General features: G+C 35.7%; 12 protein-coding genes and 1 pseudogene. 10 read left to right on the forward strand and 3 right to left on the reverse strand.

The features are described from left to right. Positions 1-164: 164 nt before the first annotated feature. The 6 genes from ETSB_RS08485 (at position 165) to rpsJ (ending at position 5,812) form a co-directional block, all read left to right on the forward strand. Entirely contained in the window at positions 165-614 is a 450-nt protein-coding gene (locus ETSB_RS08485; protein ID WP_332403816.1) for a HesB/IscA family protein, read from the forward strand. Positions 615-712: 98 nt separating this feature from the next. Next, the gene (rpsL, locus tag ETSB_RS08490; RefSeq protein WP_044107437.1) at positions 713-1,102 is read left to right on the forward strand and encodes a 30S ribosomal protein S12; all 390 of its coding nucleotides are present in this window, start codon (positions 713-715) and stop codon (positions 1,100-1,102) included. A gap of 267 nt (positions 1,103-1,369) precedes the next feature. After that, the gene (gene rpsG / locus ETSB_RS08495; protein ID WP_044107439.1) at positions 1,370-1,840 is read left to right on the forward strand and encodes a 30S ribosomal protein S7; all 471 of its coding nucleotides are present in this window, start codon (positions 1,370-1,372) and stop codon (positions 1,838-1,840) included. A 110-nt stretch (positions 1,841-1,950) separates the two neighbouring features. Next, positions 1,951-4,038: an elongation factor G gene (gene fusA, locus ETSB_RS08500; protein WP_044107440.1), complete on the forward strand. Its 2,088-nt coding sequence runs from the start codon at positions 1,951-1,953 to the stop codon at positions 4,036-4,038. Between the two features lie 124 nt (positions 4,039-4,162). Beyond that, a complete protein-coding gene (gene tuf / locus ETSB_RS08505) occupies positions 4,163-5,392 on the forward strand; it encodes an elongation factor Tu (RefSeq protein WP_044107442.1) in 1,230 nt (409 codons plus the stop codon). A 105-nt stretch (positions 5,393-5,497) separates the two neighbouring features. Further along, positions 5,498-5,812 carry a 30S ribosomal protein S10 gene (gene rpsJ, locus ETSB_RS08510; RefSeq protein ID WP_044107444.1) on the forward strand — a complete coding sequence of 105 codons (315 nt, stop codon included), beginning with the start codon at positions 5,498-5,500 and terminating at the stop codon, positions 5,810-5,812. 862 nt (positions 5,813-6,674) lie between these two features. On the opposite strand, the gene pgsA is transcribed toward rpsJ, so the two are convergent. Together pgsA and ETSB_RS08525 are read right to left on the reverse strand one after the other, a co-directional pair. Then, on the reverse strand, positions 6,675-7,268 hold the full coding sequence (gene pgsA / locus ETSB_RS08520) for a CDP-diacylglycerol--glycerol-3-phosphate 3-phosphatidyltransferase (RefSeq protein WP_044107446.1): 594 nt from the start codon (positions 7,266-7,268) through the stop codon (positions 6,675-6,677). A gap of 67 nt (positions 7,269-7,335) precedes the next feature. Further along, a complete protein-coding gene (locus tag ETSB_RS08525; protein ID WP_044107447.1) occupies positions 7,336-7,929 on the reverse strand; it encodes a rhomboid family intramembrane serine protease in 594 nt (197 codons plus the stop codon). 128 nt (positions 7,930-8,057) lie between these two features. On the opposite strand from ETSB_RS08525, the pseudogene folB reads away from it, so the two are divergent. The 4 genes and pseudogenes from folB (at position 8,058) to sbcC (ending at position 13,337) form a co-directional block, all read left to right on the forward strand. Further along, positions 8,058-8,424 (forward strand): annotated as a pseudogene (gene folB, locus ETSB_RS08530) (dihydroneopterin aldolase). 588 nt (positions 8,425-9,012) lie between these two features. Continuing rightward, positions 9,013-9,627 carry a DUF3318 domain-containing protein gene (locus tag ETSB_RS08535; protein WP_044107448.1) on the forward strand — a complete coding sequence of 205 codons (615 nt, stop codon included), beginning with the start codon at positions 9,013-9,015 and terminating at the stop codon, positions 9,625-9,627. A gap of 375 nt (positions 9,628-10,002) precedes the next feature. After that, positions 10,003-10,170: a hypothetical protein gene (locus ETSB_RS10090; protein WP_171816445.1), complete on the forward strand. Its 168-nt coding sequence runs from the start codon at positions 10,003-10,005 to the stop codon at positions 10,168-10,170. 140 nt (positions 10,171-10,310) lie between these two features. Continuing rightward, positions 10,311-13,337: an exonuclease subunit SbcC gene (sbcC, locus tag ETSB_RS08540; RefSeq protein ID WP_044107449.1), complete on the forward strand. Its 3,027-nt coding sequence runs from the start codon at positions 10,311-10,313 to the stop codon at positions 13,335-13,337. A 2,017-nt stretch (positions 13,338-15,354) separates the two neighbouring features. Here the strand turns inward: sbcC and purF are convergent. After that, positions 15,355-16,848 (reverse strand): amidophosphoribosyltransferase, encoded by a 1,494-nt coding sequence (purF, locus tag ETSB_RS08550; RefSeq protein ID WP_044107451.1) that lies wholly within the window; start codon positions 16,846-16,848, stop codon positions 15,355-15,357. Between the last annotated feature and the right edge of the window lie 92 nt (positions 16,849-16,940).

Genomic DNA, 16,940 nt, shown 5'->3' on the forward strand with positions numbered 1-16,940 from the left:
TCATAATTATTATGCTACGAACATCCTTACATTTCTTAATGTTTATTTTCTTATCCTAATTTTAGGTCTCTCGTAAGAGAAGAAACAATAGTTCTGGATAAGGAGTTTCTTCCCCCGAAAATATTACCTATGAGTAATTTGTCAGAAAGCGGATAACGTCTTGAATGAAAATTCAATTCCACAACTGTAGCCTAGTTAGCCAATATCCAATTACGGATGCCAGAACTAGTATTAAAATTATTGAAAATCAATACTTTGCAGTTATTATGATTCAAATTACACCAGCCGCAGTTAAAGAAGTCCAACGAATGCAGAGCAGCCGTCAGAAAGTCAACAATTACTTTCGACTAAGGGTAAACAAAGGAGGATGTTCGGGACTATACTATATTTTTGAATTGTCTGAAACCCGACAAGACAGCGATTATCTCTACCAAATAGAAGGAATTTCAGTGCTGATTGATCAGTCCAGTCTTCCCTATCTTAAAGAGTTACGTTTGGACTATGCTGAAGACTTAATGGGTGGGGGTTTTCGCTTCTCTAACCCCCAGGTCGCAGCGACCTGTAGTTGTGGTTTATCCTTTACTATCAACCATTTTTTAAAAAATACGCCTTAAGGAGTTGACATACTATCTTCAATATAGGTATCATGGTAATTTGTCAACGGCTATATTAATGATTAAGGGTTGGTTGTAACCCTAATTTGAGTTTACCCATGCCCACTATTCAACAACTTATTCGCAGCGAACGCTCAAAACTGAAAAAGAAGACGAAATCGCCAGCACTCAAAGAGTGTCCCCAACGTCGGGGGGTGTGTACCAGGGTTTACACAACTACCCCAAAAAAACCTAACTCAGCCTTGAGGAAAGTAGCACGGGTTCGTCTTACCTCCGGCTTTGAAGTCACCGCCTACATCCCTGGGATTGGTCATAATTTACAAGAGCACTCCGTTGTCCTTATCCGTGGAGGTAGGGTCAAAGACCTACCTGGAGTGCGCTATCATATCATTCGCGGAACATTAGATGCGCAAGGGGTCAAAGATCGCAAACAAGGGCGTTCTAAATATGGAACCAAACGACCCAAGGATAAAATTTCCAAAGGATAAGATTATAGATAGGGTGCATCTAATTATTAATTATCACTAAGTCTAAAAGTATGATTATCTTTAGTTAGGCGATTACCATATACTTTAGTTTCACCTAGTCTTGCCTTGAACAACGATTGTAGTTTTCTTAGAGAGAAATCGGATTCAAAGGCAATGCTAAATAATGTAAGTCCATAAACGACGAATGTCTCCCAAGTATACTATCCTCTTCATGGGAAGAAGGGGAAACCATAATCGCTATATTAAATTTAAGAGGAAAACCCAGCTATGTCTCGTAGAGGAAACATAAAAAGACGACCGGTTCCCCCCGATCCCGTTTATAACAGCCGTTTACTCAGTATGACAATCCGTCGAGTAATGAAAAGCGGCAAAAAGTCGGTAGCGACTGGCATTATCTATGATGCGATGACGTCCATCAATGAAAAGACGGGAACTGAACCTTTAGAAGTTTTTGAAAAAGCTATTAAAAATCTGACCCCCTTAGTAGAGGTTAAAGCACGTCGGGTTGGAGGTGCTACTTATCAGGTTCCCATGGAGGTTCGTTCCTCACGGGGAACAACTCTAGCATTACGTTGGTTAGTCCACTATGCTCGTATTAGAGGAGGTCGCACCATGTCGAGCAAATTAGCCAGTGAAATTATGGACGCAGCTAACGAAACCGGGGGAGCAATGAAGAAGCGGGATGAAACCCACCGTATGGCTGAAGCGAACAAAGCCTTTGCCCACTATCGCTATTAAGGGCTAGTTTTGCCAGGGAGTAGTGACTAAAGCCCGATAAAACGCCCATTCTCCTATAGTGTGAACAGATAACAGATGAAACTAGTTTAGACAAAACCAAGGAGGTAGCTGTGGCACGTGCTATTCCACTGGAGAAAGTACGAAATATAGGCATCGCAGCCCATATAGATGCAGGCAAAACCACCACGACCGAGCGGATTCTGTTTTATACAGGAATCGCCCACAAACTTGGCGAAGTCCATGAAGGTACTGCCACCATGGACTGGATGGCACAAGAACAGGAACGAGGCATCACCATCACTGCTGCTGCCATTAGTACAAGTTGGCTTGACCACCGGATTAATATCATCGATACTCCAGGTCATGTGGATTTTACCATTGAAGTAGAACGCTCTATGCGGGTATTAGATGGTGTAATAGCCGTATTTTGTTCCGTCGGAGGTGTCCAGCCTCAATCAGAGACAGTATGGCGACAAGCGGATCGCTACCAAGTACCTCGCCTTGCCTTTGTGAACAAAATGGATCGCACCGGAGCTAACTTCTTCAGGGTTTGCGAACAAATTAAAGATCGCCTCAAAGCTAATTCAGTACCGATTCAAATTCCCATTGGGAGTGAAAACGATTTTCGTGGAATTGTGGACTTGGTTCGGATGCGGGCTAAAATATATCAAGATGACTTAGGTAAAAATATCGAAGATACAGATATCCCTGGGGAATTTTTAGAGCAAGCCCTTGAATATCGAAGTAAACTTATTGAAGCGGTAGCTGAAAATAATGAATATCTCTTAGAAAGATATCTCGAAGGAGAAGAACTAACTGAAGCTGAGATCAAACAGGGACTACGCTTAGGAGTTCTTAAGCATTCTATTGTCCCTCTCCTTTGTGGTTCTGCTTTCAAAAATAAAGGGGTGCAACTGCTTCTCGATGCTGTAGTCGACTATTTACCCTCTCCCCTGGAAGTGTCAGCAATTAAAGGACTATCACCTGATGGAACTGAAGAAGAGAGAAAAGCTTTAGACGATGAACCGTTCTCCGCATTAGCTTTTAAAATTGCCGCTGATCCCTATGGCCGCCTGACTTTTATGCGGGTTTATTCTGGGGTTTTGGCTAAAGGGACTTATGTATATAACTCAACCAAAAATAGTAAAGAACGACTTTCACGTTTAATAGTTTTAAAGTCTAATGATCGCATTGAAGTTGATGAACTGAGAGCTGGAGACTTAGGAGCTGCCATTGGCTTAAAAAAGACTACCACCGGGGATACCCTATGTGATGAGAATAAGCCCATAATCCTTGAATCTTTATTCATCCCAGAACCGGTAATTTCGGTTGCTGTCGAACCCAAAACTAAACAGGATATGGAAAAGCTTTCCAAAGCCCTTCAATCTCTCTCTGATGAAGATCCCACCTTCCGAGTGAGTATCAATCCTGAAACCAATCAGACAGTTATTGCTGGGATGGGTGAATTACACTTAGAGATCCTTGTTGATCGAATGCTGCGAGAACATAAGGTAGAGGCGACAGTGGGTAAACCCCAAGTAGCCTACCGCGAAACCATCCGTAAACCCTGTGACGCGGAAGGGAAGTATGTTCGCCAGAGTGGGGGAAAAGGTCAATATGGGCATGTCATTATTCACCTTGAACCAGGAGAATTGGGAAGCGGTTTTGAATTTATTTCCAAAATTGTCGGGGGAATCATACCTAAAGAGTACATTGCCCCTGTGGAACAGGGGATAAAAGAAGCTTGTGAATCAGGTATTATTGCAGGGTATCCCGTCATCGATCTTAAAATAATGCTGGTTGATGGTTCCTACCATGATGTTGATTCTTCAGAAATGGCCTTCAAAATTGCCGGTTCAATGGCTATTCGCAATGCGGTCACTAAAGCATCCCCCGTTGTGCTAGAACCAATGATGAAAGTTGAGGTAGAAGTCCCTGAAGATTTTCTAGGAGAGATCATGGGAGATCTAAACTCTCGTCGTGGCAGCATCGAAGGGATGGAATCTGAATACGGCCTTGCTAAAGTTTCTGCTCATGTTCCTATGGCAGAAATGTTTGGTTACGCAACCGATATCCGGTCAAAAACCCAAGGTCGGGGAATCTTCTCGATGGAATTTAGCCATTATGCCGAAGTACCGTCCAGTGTCGCCAAAGCGATCATAGCAAAAAACACAGGGAACGCCTACTACAGTGAATAGCAAACGGTGAAAAGTGGATAGTAAACCCTTAATAGTTAATAATGAACTACGGGTAACTGATTACTAATCACTGAAATTTATCACTGTGATTTAAACAGAAGACAAAAAAAGGAACAATTGACTAATGGCACGCGCAAAATTTGAACGGACAAAACCCCACGTTAACATCGGCACCGTCGGTCACGTTGATCATGGAAAAACCACCCTCACAGCAGCTATTACCATGACTTTGGCTGCTGCAGGTAGTGCTAAAGCTCGTAGCTACGAGGAGATTGATGCAGCCCCTGAAGAAAGAGCGCGGGGTATCACCATCAATACCGCCCACGTTGAATATGAAACCCCAAATCGCCACTACGCTCACGTAGACTGCCCAGGACACGCTGACTACGTTAAGAACATGATTACCGGAGCTGCTCAAATGGACGGAGGCATCTTGGTAGTATCGGCGGCTGACGGACCTATGCCCCAAACTCGTGAACATATTCTATTAGCAAAACAGGTTGGGGTTCCTAGCCTAGTGGTCTTTTTAAATAAAGAAGACCAAGTTGACGACGAAGAACTTCTCGAACTGGTAGAACTTGAAGTCCGTGAACTCCTTAGTGAGTATGATTTTCCTGGAGATGAAATTCCCATCGTCACTGGATCGGCTTTGATGGCCGTAGAAGCTCTAAAAGAAAATCCTAAGCTTGCTGCCGGGGATAATCAATGGACAGATAAAATCCTGAAGTTGATGGGAGAAGTGGATGCCTATATACCCGAACCCGAGCGAGAAATCGATAAACCCTTCTTGATGGCAGTTGAAGATGTCTTCTCCATTACTGGGCGGGGAACAGTTGCCACCGGACGGATTGAACGGGGCAAGGTTAAAGTGGGCGAAACCGTTGAGATTGTTGGCATTAGAGACACCCGTAACACCATTGTTACTGGGGTAGAAATGTTTCAGAAAACCCTTGATGAAGGAATAGCAGGGGATAACGTGGGTCTGCTTCTGAGGGGTATCCAAAAAGAAGACATTGAACGAGGAATGGTTCTGGCTAAACCTGGTTCAATTACTCCCCATGTCCTATTTGAAGGTGAAGTTTATGTGTTAACAAAAGAAGAAGGGGGTCGTCACACGCCTTTTTTTAAGAACTATCGCCCTCAGTTTTATGTCCGTACTACCGATGTAACTGGAACCATTCAAGACTACACTGCCGATGATGGCAGTGCAGTGGAAATGGTAATGCCTGGTGACCGGATTAGAATGAAAGTGGAACTCATCAATGCTATTGCTATTGAGCAAGGAATGCGTTTTGCGATTCGCGAAGGTGGCCGTACTATTGGTGCGGGTGTTGTTGCGAAAATTATCAAGTAGGACAACTTAACCCTGATTAGCGGCCAGTTATCAATTCTTGACTGGTCGCTGGCAGAATGATGGCTTAATCTATCAATTACAACTGAACCTTGACAACTAAAAATTATGGCTACACTGCAACAAAAAATTCGGATTCGCTTAAAAGCTTTTGATCGTCGCTTACTTGATACCTCCTGTGAGAAAATTGTTGATACAGCTAACCGAACAGATGCAACCGCAATAGGCCCCATTCCTTTACCCACTAAACGTCGGATTTATTGTGTTTTGCGATCACCTCACGTAGATAAAGATTCTCGTGAACACTTTGAAACCAGAACCCACCGAAGGATTATTGATATTTATCAGCCCTCTTCCAAAACTATTGATGCTTTAATGAAATTGGATTTACCGGCAGGGGTTGAGATTGAAGTTAAACTGTAGTATCAACGATTGAGCCTATCCTTTTGATAAAGAATAAAAAAAGTTATACTTACCAAACTGATGAGAGCTAGAGCTATTGTATAGCTACTAATCATATTGATTTTAGTTTGAAAAGAGAGTACATAGGTATCTCTCTTTTTTTTTGACAACCATTCATCATTGACACTCTTACGAAAAAAGTAGTTTTTGGCTGTTTTTTACATATTCAACAAATTATTCTTATCTTTAAGAGCATTGTTCTTCTCAAGAAAGAAAAGTCAGTTATACATTAAGTAAATAAAAACAAACTTTATCTGAAAATAAAGTTTGTTTTTATTCCTAAGAAGAGATAAAAATATACAAGATAGAATACTTTAGCCAGTTTATCAGGAACACCTGGTCAAGGCAGGAGTATTTCGGTAAAATACAGGTTAGACGGAAAGTTAAGAATAGGAAAGAGAAGCATGATTTATTGAGGTATGACCTTATGAAGATAAAATTTCGTCTCGATCTTACCGAAGCATTTTTTATCTAGATAACTTTTACTAAAGATTTGAACAGCATCAACATACCACAGCAAATTATTGCCTTTTAAGTTAAGTCTAGGTAGTAAAGATGACCGTAAACTTGTTTCTGAGTTAAGATAAGGTTTAATTAACAAATTATTTAGAAATCCAAGATACATTGCTCAAGGACTCTTTGAAGACTCTATCAACGAAGATGAAGCAAAAGTTAGTGAAACTGATTGATTAAATTTGATTTCGTAAGTGTTATTCGATTAAAACGGTTAATAACTACGACTAGTTAGGAAAATTTTAGCAGATTAGTGCAATGTTATTTTCCTTGTACTTACCAACTCATTGCCAGTTGAATTCATATAATTCTAACTAGCATTTCTTGCCTTATTTTTAATATTAGTCTTTTCCAAAAACTTGGATAACTCAGTTTTTGATAATATTTGTGGTAACAAATAGCTAACTCCAGAAATTAATGTTAGAAGGACAGCAACCCAAAATACAATTGAGCACAAAGTACCCCACCACTGAGGACTAAGAGGAACAATTAATAGAGCAATGGCTATTATTTGGCTGACAGTCTTTAATTTTCCCCACCAATTTGCCTCTTGAACTTTTCTATTTTGAGTCGTCAAATTTAGATTAACTCGCCAGCTAGTAATTGCCAATTCCCGGCTCATAATCAAAAAAACCCCCCAAGAGGGAACCTTTCCTAATTCAATTAGACTTAATAACGGGGCGAGAACTAATAATTTATCTACTAAGGGATCAAGAAATTTTCCTAATTCTGTAACTTGATTTAATCGCCTTGCTAAGTAGCCATCTAACCAGTCTGTCCCTGCTGATCCTAAAAAAATTGCTACGCTAATCCAGCGATGAGATGGGGTAGGATCATGCAAGAAATAAAACATAAATGGCAATCCGAATAAACGCGATAACGTAACTAAGGTGGGGAGATTCATATTTATTTGGCAAGCATTTTTAACTGAATTACGGAAACCTAACCAACAAATTATTGAAGTTACCCACCTAACTTAGGCTACCTTGCTTTTCATTAGCGATTAGCTTAGCAGCTAAGACTCCGCCGAGAAACCCAAATAGATGGCCTTCCCAAGAAATTCCAGGGCTAAAAGGTAACATCCCTAACACTAATCCACCATAGAGAAAACTCACAATAATGGACAGAAAAATTGAGACGAAGTTCCTTTGAAAATATCCTCGTAATAGCAAAAATCCCAAATAACCAAAAATAAGGAGACTAGCCCCAATATGAACTGAACCAGGAACCCCAAACAACCAAACCCCAAAACCCCCTACTATCATCGTTAGTAAAGTAACAATCCAAAAATCACTGGTTTTTTGTAACATCACAAACCAGCTTAAAACTATAAAAGGAATGGTATTGGCAATTAAATGACCTAACCCGCCATGCAGAAACGGGGCAAATAAAATTCCTCGCAATCCAATTAATTTATGAGGAATAATGCCAAATCGGTCTAAATATCCTTTAAAAATTAACAGATCTAAAAGTTCTAAAACCCAAAAAATACTAATAAATCTTCCCAAGATACTAACACGGTTTTTTATTTTATAGGAGATACTATTATCTTTGCGGTAATTCATGGGGCTCATATTTGAGGAAGTTTTCGCTTTAAGTCAACTTAAATCTGACCACGCTAAGGTATATTAACGATAATATTTTATAAAGTCACAATTTTACTATAAAAATATTGATTAAATTGCAAAAACCTATGGAATTCATTGAAATTACTAAAATTAGGTCCTACGGCTACACGGGATATCTGCCAGAAGAACAGGTATTAGGTCAATGGTTTGAAGTCGATCTAATCATAGGACTTGATCTAAGCTCTGCGGGAAACAGAGATCAAATTAAAGATACATTGGATTATCGTCAAGTGATTGCCATAGTTAAACGTTTCATTGTTACCCCAAAATTTGCCTTGGTTGAAAAAATGGCTGAGGTGATCGCTCAAACGAATTCTAACCTTGAACAAGGTTCAACAGGTTAGAATTCGTTTGAGTAAACTGGCAGCTCCTATTGCTGATTATAGCGGAAAAATTACCATTGATATGACAAAAAGACGAGAAAACTTCTAAATTTTTCCCTTTGTTAGTAAGTCCAAGTATAAATATCGAGTTTAATCATAAATCTACAAAAAATCTTGGTCTTTAGGGGAAAAGTCAAGGGCACAACAGTCATATTTTTCTAACCAACGAAAATGTTTAGTTATATCAAAGGTTACAACAATTTTTTAGAAGGAAATTAAATAAATTTTTAATCAACTACTGAATTTTTTGTCAATATGAGGATAATCTCCTGAACTTTCAAACAAATGCAGTGACAACAAGATCTGTCATGTTAATAACAAGGGACTATAAAAAATAGCTTAGTTCTACTCTCAATAGTAATTTGAAATATTTTTTCTGTTAAATAACTTTCTACACTATTGGAAGACAATGACCTATAAAGTCAAGGTCGGGTAATTTAAACAGCTTGGAACGACTATGTAGTAATATTTCAATGAGTTGTATTTTGAGCATAAAACATCAACGGTCTGGATACTTATTCGGTTTTGATATTCCCATAAAATCTTATTCCTAGAAAAGTGTTTAAAAAAAGCTCACCTCTGGAGAGATTGATTATACTCAATAAAGAATAAAGAGTTTTTTAGATAGAGTTCTTATATGAGTGTTGAGTCTGAGATTAGACGATTATTGGAGCTTATGCCGGCTTCTGGGCGAATGTTAACCAAAATTATTAGCAAACCTCAGCAGTCAAAGGTAATTGATGCGCCATTTTCTCCTCCCTGGAATCGAAATGGCCGTCCCATATATATTAACTTTGATTTATGGTGGCAATTACCAAAAAAACAACGAGATTTACTACTTTTAAGAGCAACTGCCAGTTTAATTAGAATTAAATGGCTTAAGCCTAATCTATATCAAGGAATCACCGCAGTCGGATTAGTAGGACTGACAGTTCAAACGGCTCAAGGGGATATTTTAGGAATGATAGTTTCTGGAGGATTGACCGCGATTTCCACTTACCAAATTTGGCGCAGTAATCTAGGTGTGCAACGGGAACTCGATGCTGATGAAGAAGCTATTAAAATTGCTTTTAGACGAGGCTACAATCCAGTAGAAGCCTCGAAGAATCTCCTTGACGCGATTGAAGTCTCTTCCCAATTAGAAGGGCGTTTCAGTCTCAGTTTTATGGAGTTAATTCGTTGCCAACATCTTAAGAAGCTCGCAAATATCTCCCCGATTGGCGTTCCTGATATAGTAAAAACAAGAGAATAATTAGTTACAATCAATTAATTGCTCCATATATAAATTTAGATTACTCCATTGAGCAGATAATTTTGTTTAAGACTTGATAATAAACTCAGCTTTATATTATCGATATAGAAACTTTTGCTTCGGGTTCTTTTAACTAACTCTTTGACTCAATTATTACGCAATAATTAGTATTATATCCTTATTATTTAACGAAACCCTACTAATATTTTTTAAAAAAAATTAAACTGAATATTTTCAATGAAAACTTCAATTGTGTAAATTTAATCACAAAGATTTTTTCATGAGACTTCTTCTAAAAATTAATTAGTTCTACCTCTATCATTAATTAGGATAAATAAGTTATATTGATAAAATCACGTTATTTAGTAACTGTTAATGAATTCAGGAAAAATCGTTGCTATTATCACAGGAGCAGTTTCTATTTTTTTAGCGATTGCTTATCTTATCCTAGTACAATTACTAGACATTAGAGGGGAAATGATTCCTGCCTCAAACTTCAATAATAAACAGATATTAATTTATGAAGTTGTCAATAATTATTAAATTTTGGATTAATGAATAAGCTAGAATTATTTAGTAGCTATTAGATAGAATAAACAAAAGTAATAGATAACTATTTATCTAAGGAAATACCTCCTCTAATTCCAGTAAAAATAAGAAATTATCCACTGATAAGGATTTGAATGATTCCCCTCGAACTTACACTAAAAAACTTTCTTAGCTATCGAGAAGCAACCCTAGATTTTCGAGGGTTACATACAGCCTGTATCTGTGGTGCAAATGGTGCAGGAAAATCATCTTTACTCGAAGCAATTACCTGGGTTATTTGGGGTAAAAGTCGCGCCGTAATTGATGATGATGTTATTCATACAGGATGTAAATATGTGCGAGTTGATTTTCAATTTATTAGTAATCAAGAAGTTTATCGAATCATCCGTAATCGTCATCGAGGACGTAGTAGTCATCTAGAATTTCAAATAGAAAGTTCAGGAGAATTTCGTTCATTGACTAGCAAAGGAACACGAGCTACTCAAGAAAAAATAGTTTCCTCCTTAAAACTGGATTATGAAACGTTTATTAATTCATCATATTTACGTCAAGGAAGAGCTGATGAATTTATGTTACGTCGTCCAACAGAACGGAAACAAATATTAGCAGATTTATTACAGCTTGAACAGTATCAAGAATTATCTAATAGAGCAAAAGATTTATCTAAACAATGTCAGGGACGATCTCAACAAATTGAATTGAGTCTAGTACCTATAAAAGAAAAACTAGAAAATATAAAATATATTCAAGAACAACAAGTAATCCTAGTAGAACAGATACAAAACCTTAAATTTAATCAAGACAAACAAAAAACTAAGCTCTGGCAACTTCAAGGAGAAGAACAGCAGAGAAAAACTTGGTCTAACCAATTAGATTGGCAAGAACAACAATATAAGAAACTAGTAGAAGACAAACAAAGATTACAAAAGGAAAAGGATGAAATTAATCAACAAATGTATCGTCTTATGATAATCATCAATCAAGAAGATAATATTATTAAAGGTCACCAGCAATTATCAGAATTACAAAAAGAAGAAAAAAGCTTATCTCTTAAGTTTAAAGTTTATCAAGAACAAACTGAAAGAGAACAATTGTTAACCAGCAAGCTAAATAAAAAACATAGTGTAATTGAGTTGCAAATTCATCAAGCTAAAACTCAATTAGATATATTAGAACAACAGGAAAAAGAACTGCAGGATATTCTAAAGAATTCTGATGAAGTCAAAACTACTTTACAACATCTATATAATCATCGTAGACACTTATCTGAATTAGATAGATTACAGTATAAAGTTGCACCAATTCAACAAAGATACTACGGTTTGCAATCTGAAATTAAACAAGTTAAGGCTAATTTAAAAGCCGAGCTAGAACAACTTTATATCTCTGAAACTGATTGTTTGAACCAAGTAGATAAAATTGCTAAAATACGGGAATCTGCACTAGAAATTTATACTAAGATACAAAATCTTAATAATAAAAAAGTTTATCAAAAACGAGTGGAAGAAAAAGGTCAAAAACAAAGGGAGTATCAAGAAAGGCTCAGGGAAAATCAGCGGATTTTTAAAGAAAAAATTGAAGAATTACAACAAAAACTACAAAAACTAAACCTCCCAAATTCGACTTGTCCTCTATGTGAACAGCCATTAAATGAAACTCATCTGAATCATGTCATCAGTAAAACTAAATTACAGGAACAAGAAATTAAAGATAAAATTTTGATTTTACAAGAAAATATGTCCCTTGTAGAAAAAGAATTAAAAACACTGCGAGGAGAATTTACTCAATTAAATAAAGACTTAGCTGCTTATCCTTTATTACAGAAAAAGTTTGGACAATTAGAAGCACAACTAGAAACTATTGAAGCAGTCAATTTTAAACTTAAACAAGTTAGAGACAAAATCAAAGAAATTGAACAAAAATTAAACCAAAATAGCTATGCTGTAGATTTACAATCTGAACTTAATATTCTGAATCAAGAATTAAAATATCTCAATTATGACGAGCAAACCCATGTTTTAGTTAGAGGAGAAGTCGAACGATTGCGTAAAGCAGAAGTTAAACAAGCTAAATTAGAAGATGCAAATCACCGTCAGTCAATTATTTCACAACAAAAACCTCAACTTATTCAAAAAATATCTGTTCTTAAACAAGAAATCAAAGACTTGTATCAAACTTCAAAGATTAAACAAGAAATTGAGGAAATAAAACAATCAATTCAAAATTTAGGCTATAACAATCTGGATCACCAAAAATTACTAAAGTCTCTTCGTGAGTCCCAGTCTTGGGAACTAAAACTCCAAGAATTGCAACAAGCAAAACAACAATATCCCCAGTTACAAAACCGGTTAGAAATTGTAGAAATACGATTGAGCGATAACCTAACTGAACAAAAGAAAATTAAACAAGAAATTGATATCTTATCTTTTAAGATAAAATCTACAGTAGATCAAAGAGAAGTAATTGCTGTTCTAGAAAAAAGTATTCAGAGCCAACGACAAAAATTAGATGAATTATTAGCAAATAGAGGAAGATTAGAACAATCTATTTCTCAATTAGAAAGCCTTAAACAACAATATACTGATGATAAAAAACAGCTTAAAGATATCTATAGGAAATATCGTGTTTATACAGAATTAGCTAAAGCGTTTGGAAAAAACGGCATCCAAGCACTAATGATTGAAAATATTTTACCTCAATTAGAAGCTGAAACTAATCAAATTCTTACTCGATTAACGGATAATCAACTTCATATTCAATTCTTTACTCAAAGACAAGGACGTAGTGGTAGTTCTCGAAAGAAAACTACAAAAATTATTGAGACTTTAGATATTTTAATTTCTGATTTTCAAGGAACTCGTTCATATGAAACTTATTCGGGCGGGGAAGCATTTAGAATTAATTTTTCTATTCGTTTAGCTTTAGCAAAATTACTAGCACAACAGGCAGGAACTTCTGTACAAATGCTCATTATTGATGAAGGATTTGGCACACAAGATGCTCAAGGTTGTGAGCAATTAATTGCTGCAATTAATGCTATCGCTTCAGACTTTTCTTGTATTTTTAGTGTCACTCACATGCCGCGATTTAAAGAAGCTTTTCAATGTCGTATTGAAGTATATAAAGACAATCAAGGATCTCAATTAGAGTTAGTTAGTTGAGTAAGTAAATATCAATTAATATTTAAAAAGCAAATTATTTTGGATCTATATATTGTTTTAATTAATTTATTTTACAATAAATTTTTTTATAAATGTGTTTTTGCCGAACTGCCCATATAGAATAAACTAGTTAAATACTTATTTAAGAACCCTCAGAGTTAAAAATTAGTAAAATTTATGAATCCATAAGATCTCTTTTAAATTAACTCAAATTTATTGTTTATATCTTCTAATGTTCCTTGCTAAAAAGATAATATTTTTTCTTATTTAAAACCTCTTTAATAGCGTTTTATCCCTAATTAGCAAGGTTTTCTATACCACTCAATTTATTTTAACAGTCTTGATACCTAGTTCTATTTTTTTTAGAATTATTCTAAATTCTTCTGATAATTGATGTATTTCTTAGAGACGGGTTTAATTTTATGAGTCTAGTTTAACTTATATATATTTCTTTGATGCTGGATTTGTTTAATCTTAACTTGATTTTTAAGTTCTATAGTTTATTATTTAAGAGGGTTTAAATTATTTAATTAAGTATTGACTTATTTGATGATGTGATATGTATTTGCTGCCACTTAAGTTTATGACATTAATTTATTCATATTTATAGGATTTTATTAAATATAGAGAAATATTTTTAATCTTTTTTAAAGTTTCTTCCTCCCAAGCTTCTGACTATTTTGCTCCTTCTTAAAATTTTCCTGTTTTTCAATTATCACCATCATTTTTTGATATAAATCTACTAACACTACATAATACTAAATATAGTTATAAAAACTAACTTAGAATAAGAGGGCAATAGTCTAGAGAGAAATGATGTATAGAAAATATTATTTAGTTCCACCTCTTAGTTTACTATCTTTTTAAGATAGCATTTTCTTTTTTAAAAATTTTATAAATCAACTTTTTAAAAACCTTCTCTTAATATAATTAGAGTTGATTCTTATGAAAATAAAATTATCAACCAATAAACTGCCTAAAAAATTAGGTCACAAATTAAAATTAAAGACCAGCAGATAGGCAAATATAGACATAAACGACAGTAGTCGATTGGACAGGTAGAGAAAATGATATTACTCAAAAAAGTTTAAGATCAAAATATATAGCCTTTCGAACAAGAAATATTTATTAAAAATAAAACTTTTTTAATAAAAAACTAGATAAAAGATATTCAGAAGTTGAAATAGATATATAGCTATATCAATAAATAAAAAAAAAATTAAAAATTATATCAATGATAATGAGTTAAATTTTCCGTATTTTTTTCATGATAGTATGGCAATTAAATTTAGTATGATAACTTCCCTGTCTTTTAATTATAGCAATTTAATCAAATGTAAACTATTTCAACTGCTACGGTTTTGATATCTGTAATTTTTGACCTAAATCTTCAAGTATTATTTCTATTTTTTGTTCAATAACTCCATTGACGATGATTAACCCTGAGATTGACGGCGCTCTCTTCTCAAGGCAAAGCCAATCTTCGATAGTTAATTTATTGTTTTCATGGAATTTATGGTGGCTGAACCAAAATAAATCCAAGTTTCTATTCGGTCTATTTTTTTGACAAATCAAACTATTCCTAAATGGAATCTACACCATAATTATGTTTTTGACAAACTCATCATTGATAATTAAAATTTTTCTTTATTTTATATTTTTTGTATTCACATAACAGGTTCAGTATAAACTGTTTTAAGACATTAAATAATTGTTGACTATTATCAGTTCTTTTATTCTTTTCTAAGCTCTCCCTCTTTAAGGGATATTATACCTTTATTCTTGCCAAATTATTTATTTTTACTTCTCGGATAATCCAACAATTATTCTTTTCCTCTAATTATTGATACAGAAATTATTTCCTTAAAAGATATTTTTTAATATATTTATCAAATCTGCAATTTTTTTACTGTTCCATCCTCTTAAACTTAAACATCAGTGCCAAAACTTATTGGTCTTATTCAATTTATTTTAAATAATTAAGATCAACCTGCTAATTATTTTTAAATAAATTAAATCACGTTTTTGCTTCTTCCACAAGGAGCTTAGAGCGCTTAACTATTTCGGGAATGCTAATAGGATAGTCTCCGGTAAAACAAGCAGAACAGAAACTATTGGGATCTTCTTCCGTTACTTCTAACATTCCTTGCCAGCTCAGATAAGCCAAAGAATCTACTCCTATTTGTCTTCCAATATCAGCAACAGATTTGGTGGCTGCTACTAGTTGAGTTTGGCTATCAGTATCAATCCCATAAAAACATGGATGAGTAACAGGGGCGGAAGAAATCCTCATATGTATTTCTTTAGCACCAGCATCACGCAAGGCTTTGACAATTTTACGACTAGTGGTTCCTCGTACAATAGAATCATCTACTATAATCACTCGTTTGTCTACAAGTACATCTTTAAGGGTATTCAACTTCATTTTAATCCCCAACTCTCGCATCTGTTGAGTGGGTTGGATAAACGTCCTTCCTACATAACGATTTTTTATTAATCCTTCCCCGTAAGGAATTTCTGTTACCTGGGAAAATCCAATAGCTGCGGGAATACCAGAATCAGGAACTCCCATCACTAAATCAGCTTCAACAGTAGATTCTCGCGCCAATTGTCGCCCTAAACGTACCCGATAACTGTACAGAGTTTCACCGTGCATTATGCTATCAGGACGAGAAAAATAAATCATTTCAAAAATACATAATTTCCGTTTCGGTTGAATTACCCAGTGGAAAGATGATAAGCCATTTTCGGTAATCCAAACTAATTCCCCTGGTTCTACATCCCGTAGATAGTCTGCTCCAATAATGTCTAAGGCACAAGTTTCTGAGGCAAGGACATAACGAACAGGATCTCCTTCCAAAATGCCGATAACTAAGGGACGAATACCGTTAGGATCTCTTACTCCCATTAATCCCACTGGAGTTCCAATAGCTAAGCTATAGGCTCCAGAACACAGTTGAAACGCACTAATAGCTGCTTCTAACCACTCTTTTCCCTTATCAACTTCTTGGGCAATTGCCACTGCAATCATCTCTGAATCGGTGCTGGTATTAAAGTTACAGCCTCGTTTTGTGAGGATCTGACGTAACTCTAGAGTGTTAACAAGGTTGCCGTTGTGTGCTAGAGCTAGATGACCTAAACGGGTGTTGAGAACAGCAGGTTGAGCGTTAGCTTTTTGACTAGATCCTGTAGTTGAATAGCGGGTGTGTCCAATGGCTATTTTCCCAGTCAATTTATTTAAAGTAGATTCTTTAAAAACTTGGGCAACTAACCCCATGTCCTTGTGAATGTGAACACGATTTCCATCTAAAGTGGCAATTCCAGCCGATTCTTGTCCTCGATGCTGCAGGGCATAAAGTCCAAAATATGTTAGTTTTGCAACACTTTTTTCGGGGGCATAAAGTCCAAAAACACCACAGGCTTCTTCGAGTTTTTCAGAGAATCGATAGAGAGGGTTAATGGTATCAGTCAGTTGCTGATGAGCATTAAGAATCTGATCGTTAGCGGTCATGGATAGGATTTTGCTCCTGAAAGAGGCGGGTCTGGTAACTCTTGCTCAAATCGGTCCAGTAAAGAATACACGAACATGCTTTAACAGCTCTT

Source organism: cyanobacterium endosymbiont of Epithemia turgida isolate EtSB Lake Yunoko (assembly GCF_000829235.1).
Taxonomy (GTDB): domain Bacteria; phylum Cyanobacteriota; class Cyanobacteriia; order Cyanobacteriales; family Microcystaceae; genus Rippkaea.

Excerpts from the sequence above, each read along its gene's own strand:
- tuf (WP_044107442.1), top strand. The coding sequence starts at position 4,163 with ATGGCACGCGCAAAATTTGAACGGACAAAACCCCACGTTAACATCGGC.
- pgsA (WP_044107446.1), bottom strand. The coding sequence starts at position 7,268 with ATGAATCTCCCCACCTTAGTTACGTTATCGCGTTTATTCGGATTGCCA.
- ETSB_RS08525 (WP_044107447.1), bottom strand. The coding sequence starts at position 7,929 with ATGAATTACCGCAAAGATAATAGTATCTCCTATAAAATAAAAAACCGT.
- sbcC (WP_044107449.1), top strand. The coding sequence starts at position 10,311 with ATGATTCCCCTCGAACTTACACTAAAAAACTTTCTTAGCTATCGAGAA.
- rpsG (WP_044107439.1), top strand. The coding sequence starts at position 1,370 with ATGTCTCGTAGAGGAAACATAAAAAGACGACCGGTTCCCCCCGATCCC.
- ETSB_RS08535 (WP_044107448.1), top strand. The coding sequence starts at position 9,013 with ATGAGTGTTGAGTCTGAGATTAGACGATTATTGGAGCTTATGCCGGCT.
- purF (WP_044107451.1), bottom strand. The coding sequence starts at position 16,848 with ATGACCGCTAACGATCAGATTCTTAATGCTCATCAGCAACTGACTGAT.
- rpsL (WP_044107437.1), top strand. The coding sequence starts at position 713 with ATGCCCACTATTCAACAACTTATTCGCAGCGAACGCTCAAAACTGAAA.
- rpsJ (WP_044107444.1), top strand. The coding sequence starts at position 5,498 with ATGGCTACACTGCAACAAAAAATTCGGATTCGCTTAAAAGCTTTTGAT.
- ETSB_RS10090 (WP_171816445.1), top strand. The coding sequence starts at position 10,003 with ATGAATTCAGGAAAAATCGTTGCTATTATCACAGGAGCAGTTTCTATT.
- ETSB_RS08485 (WP_332403816.1), top strand. The coding sequence starts at position 165 with ATGAAAATTCAATTCCACAACTGTAGCCTAGTTAGCCAATATCCAATT.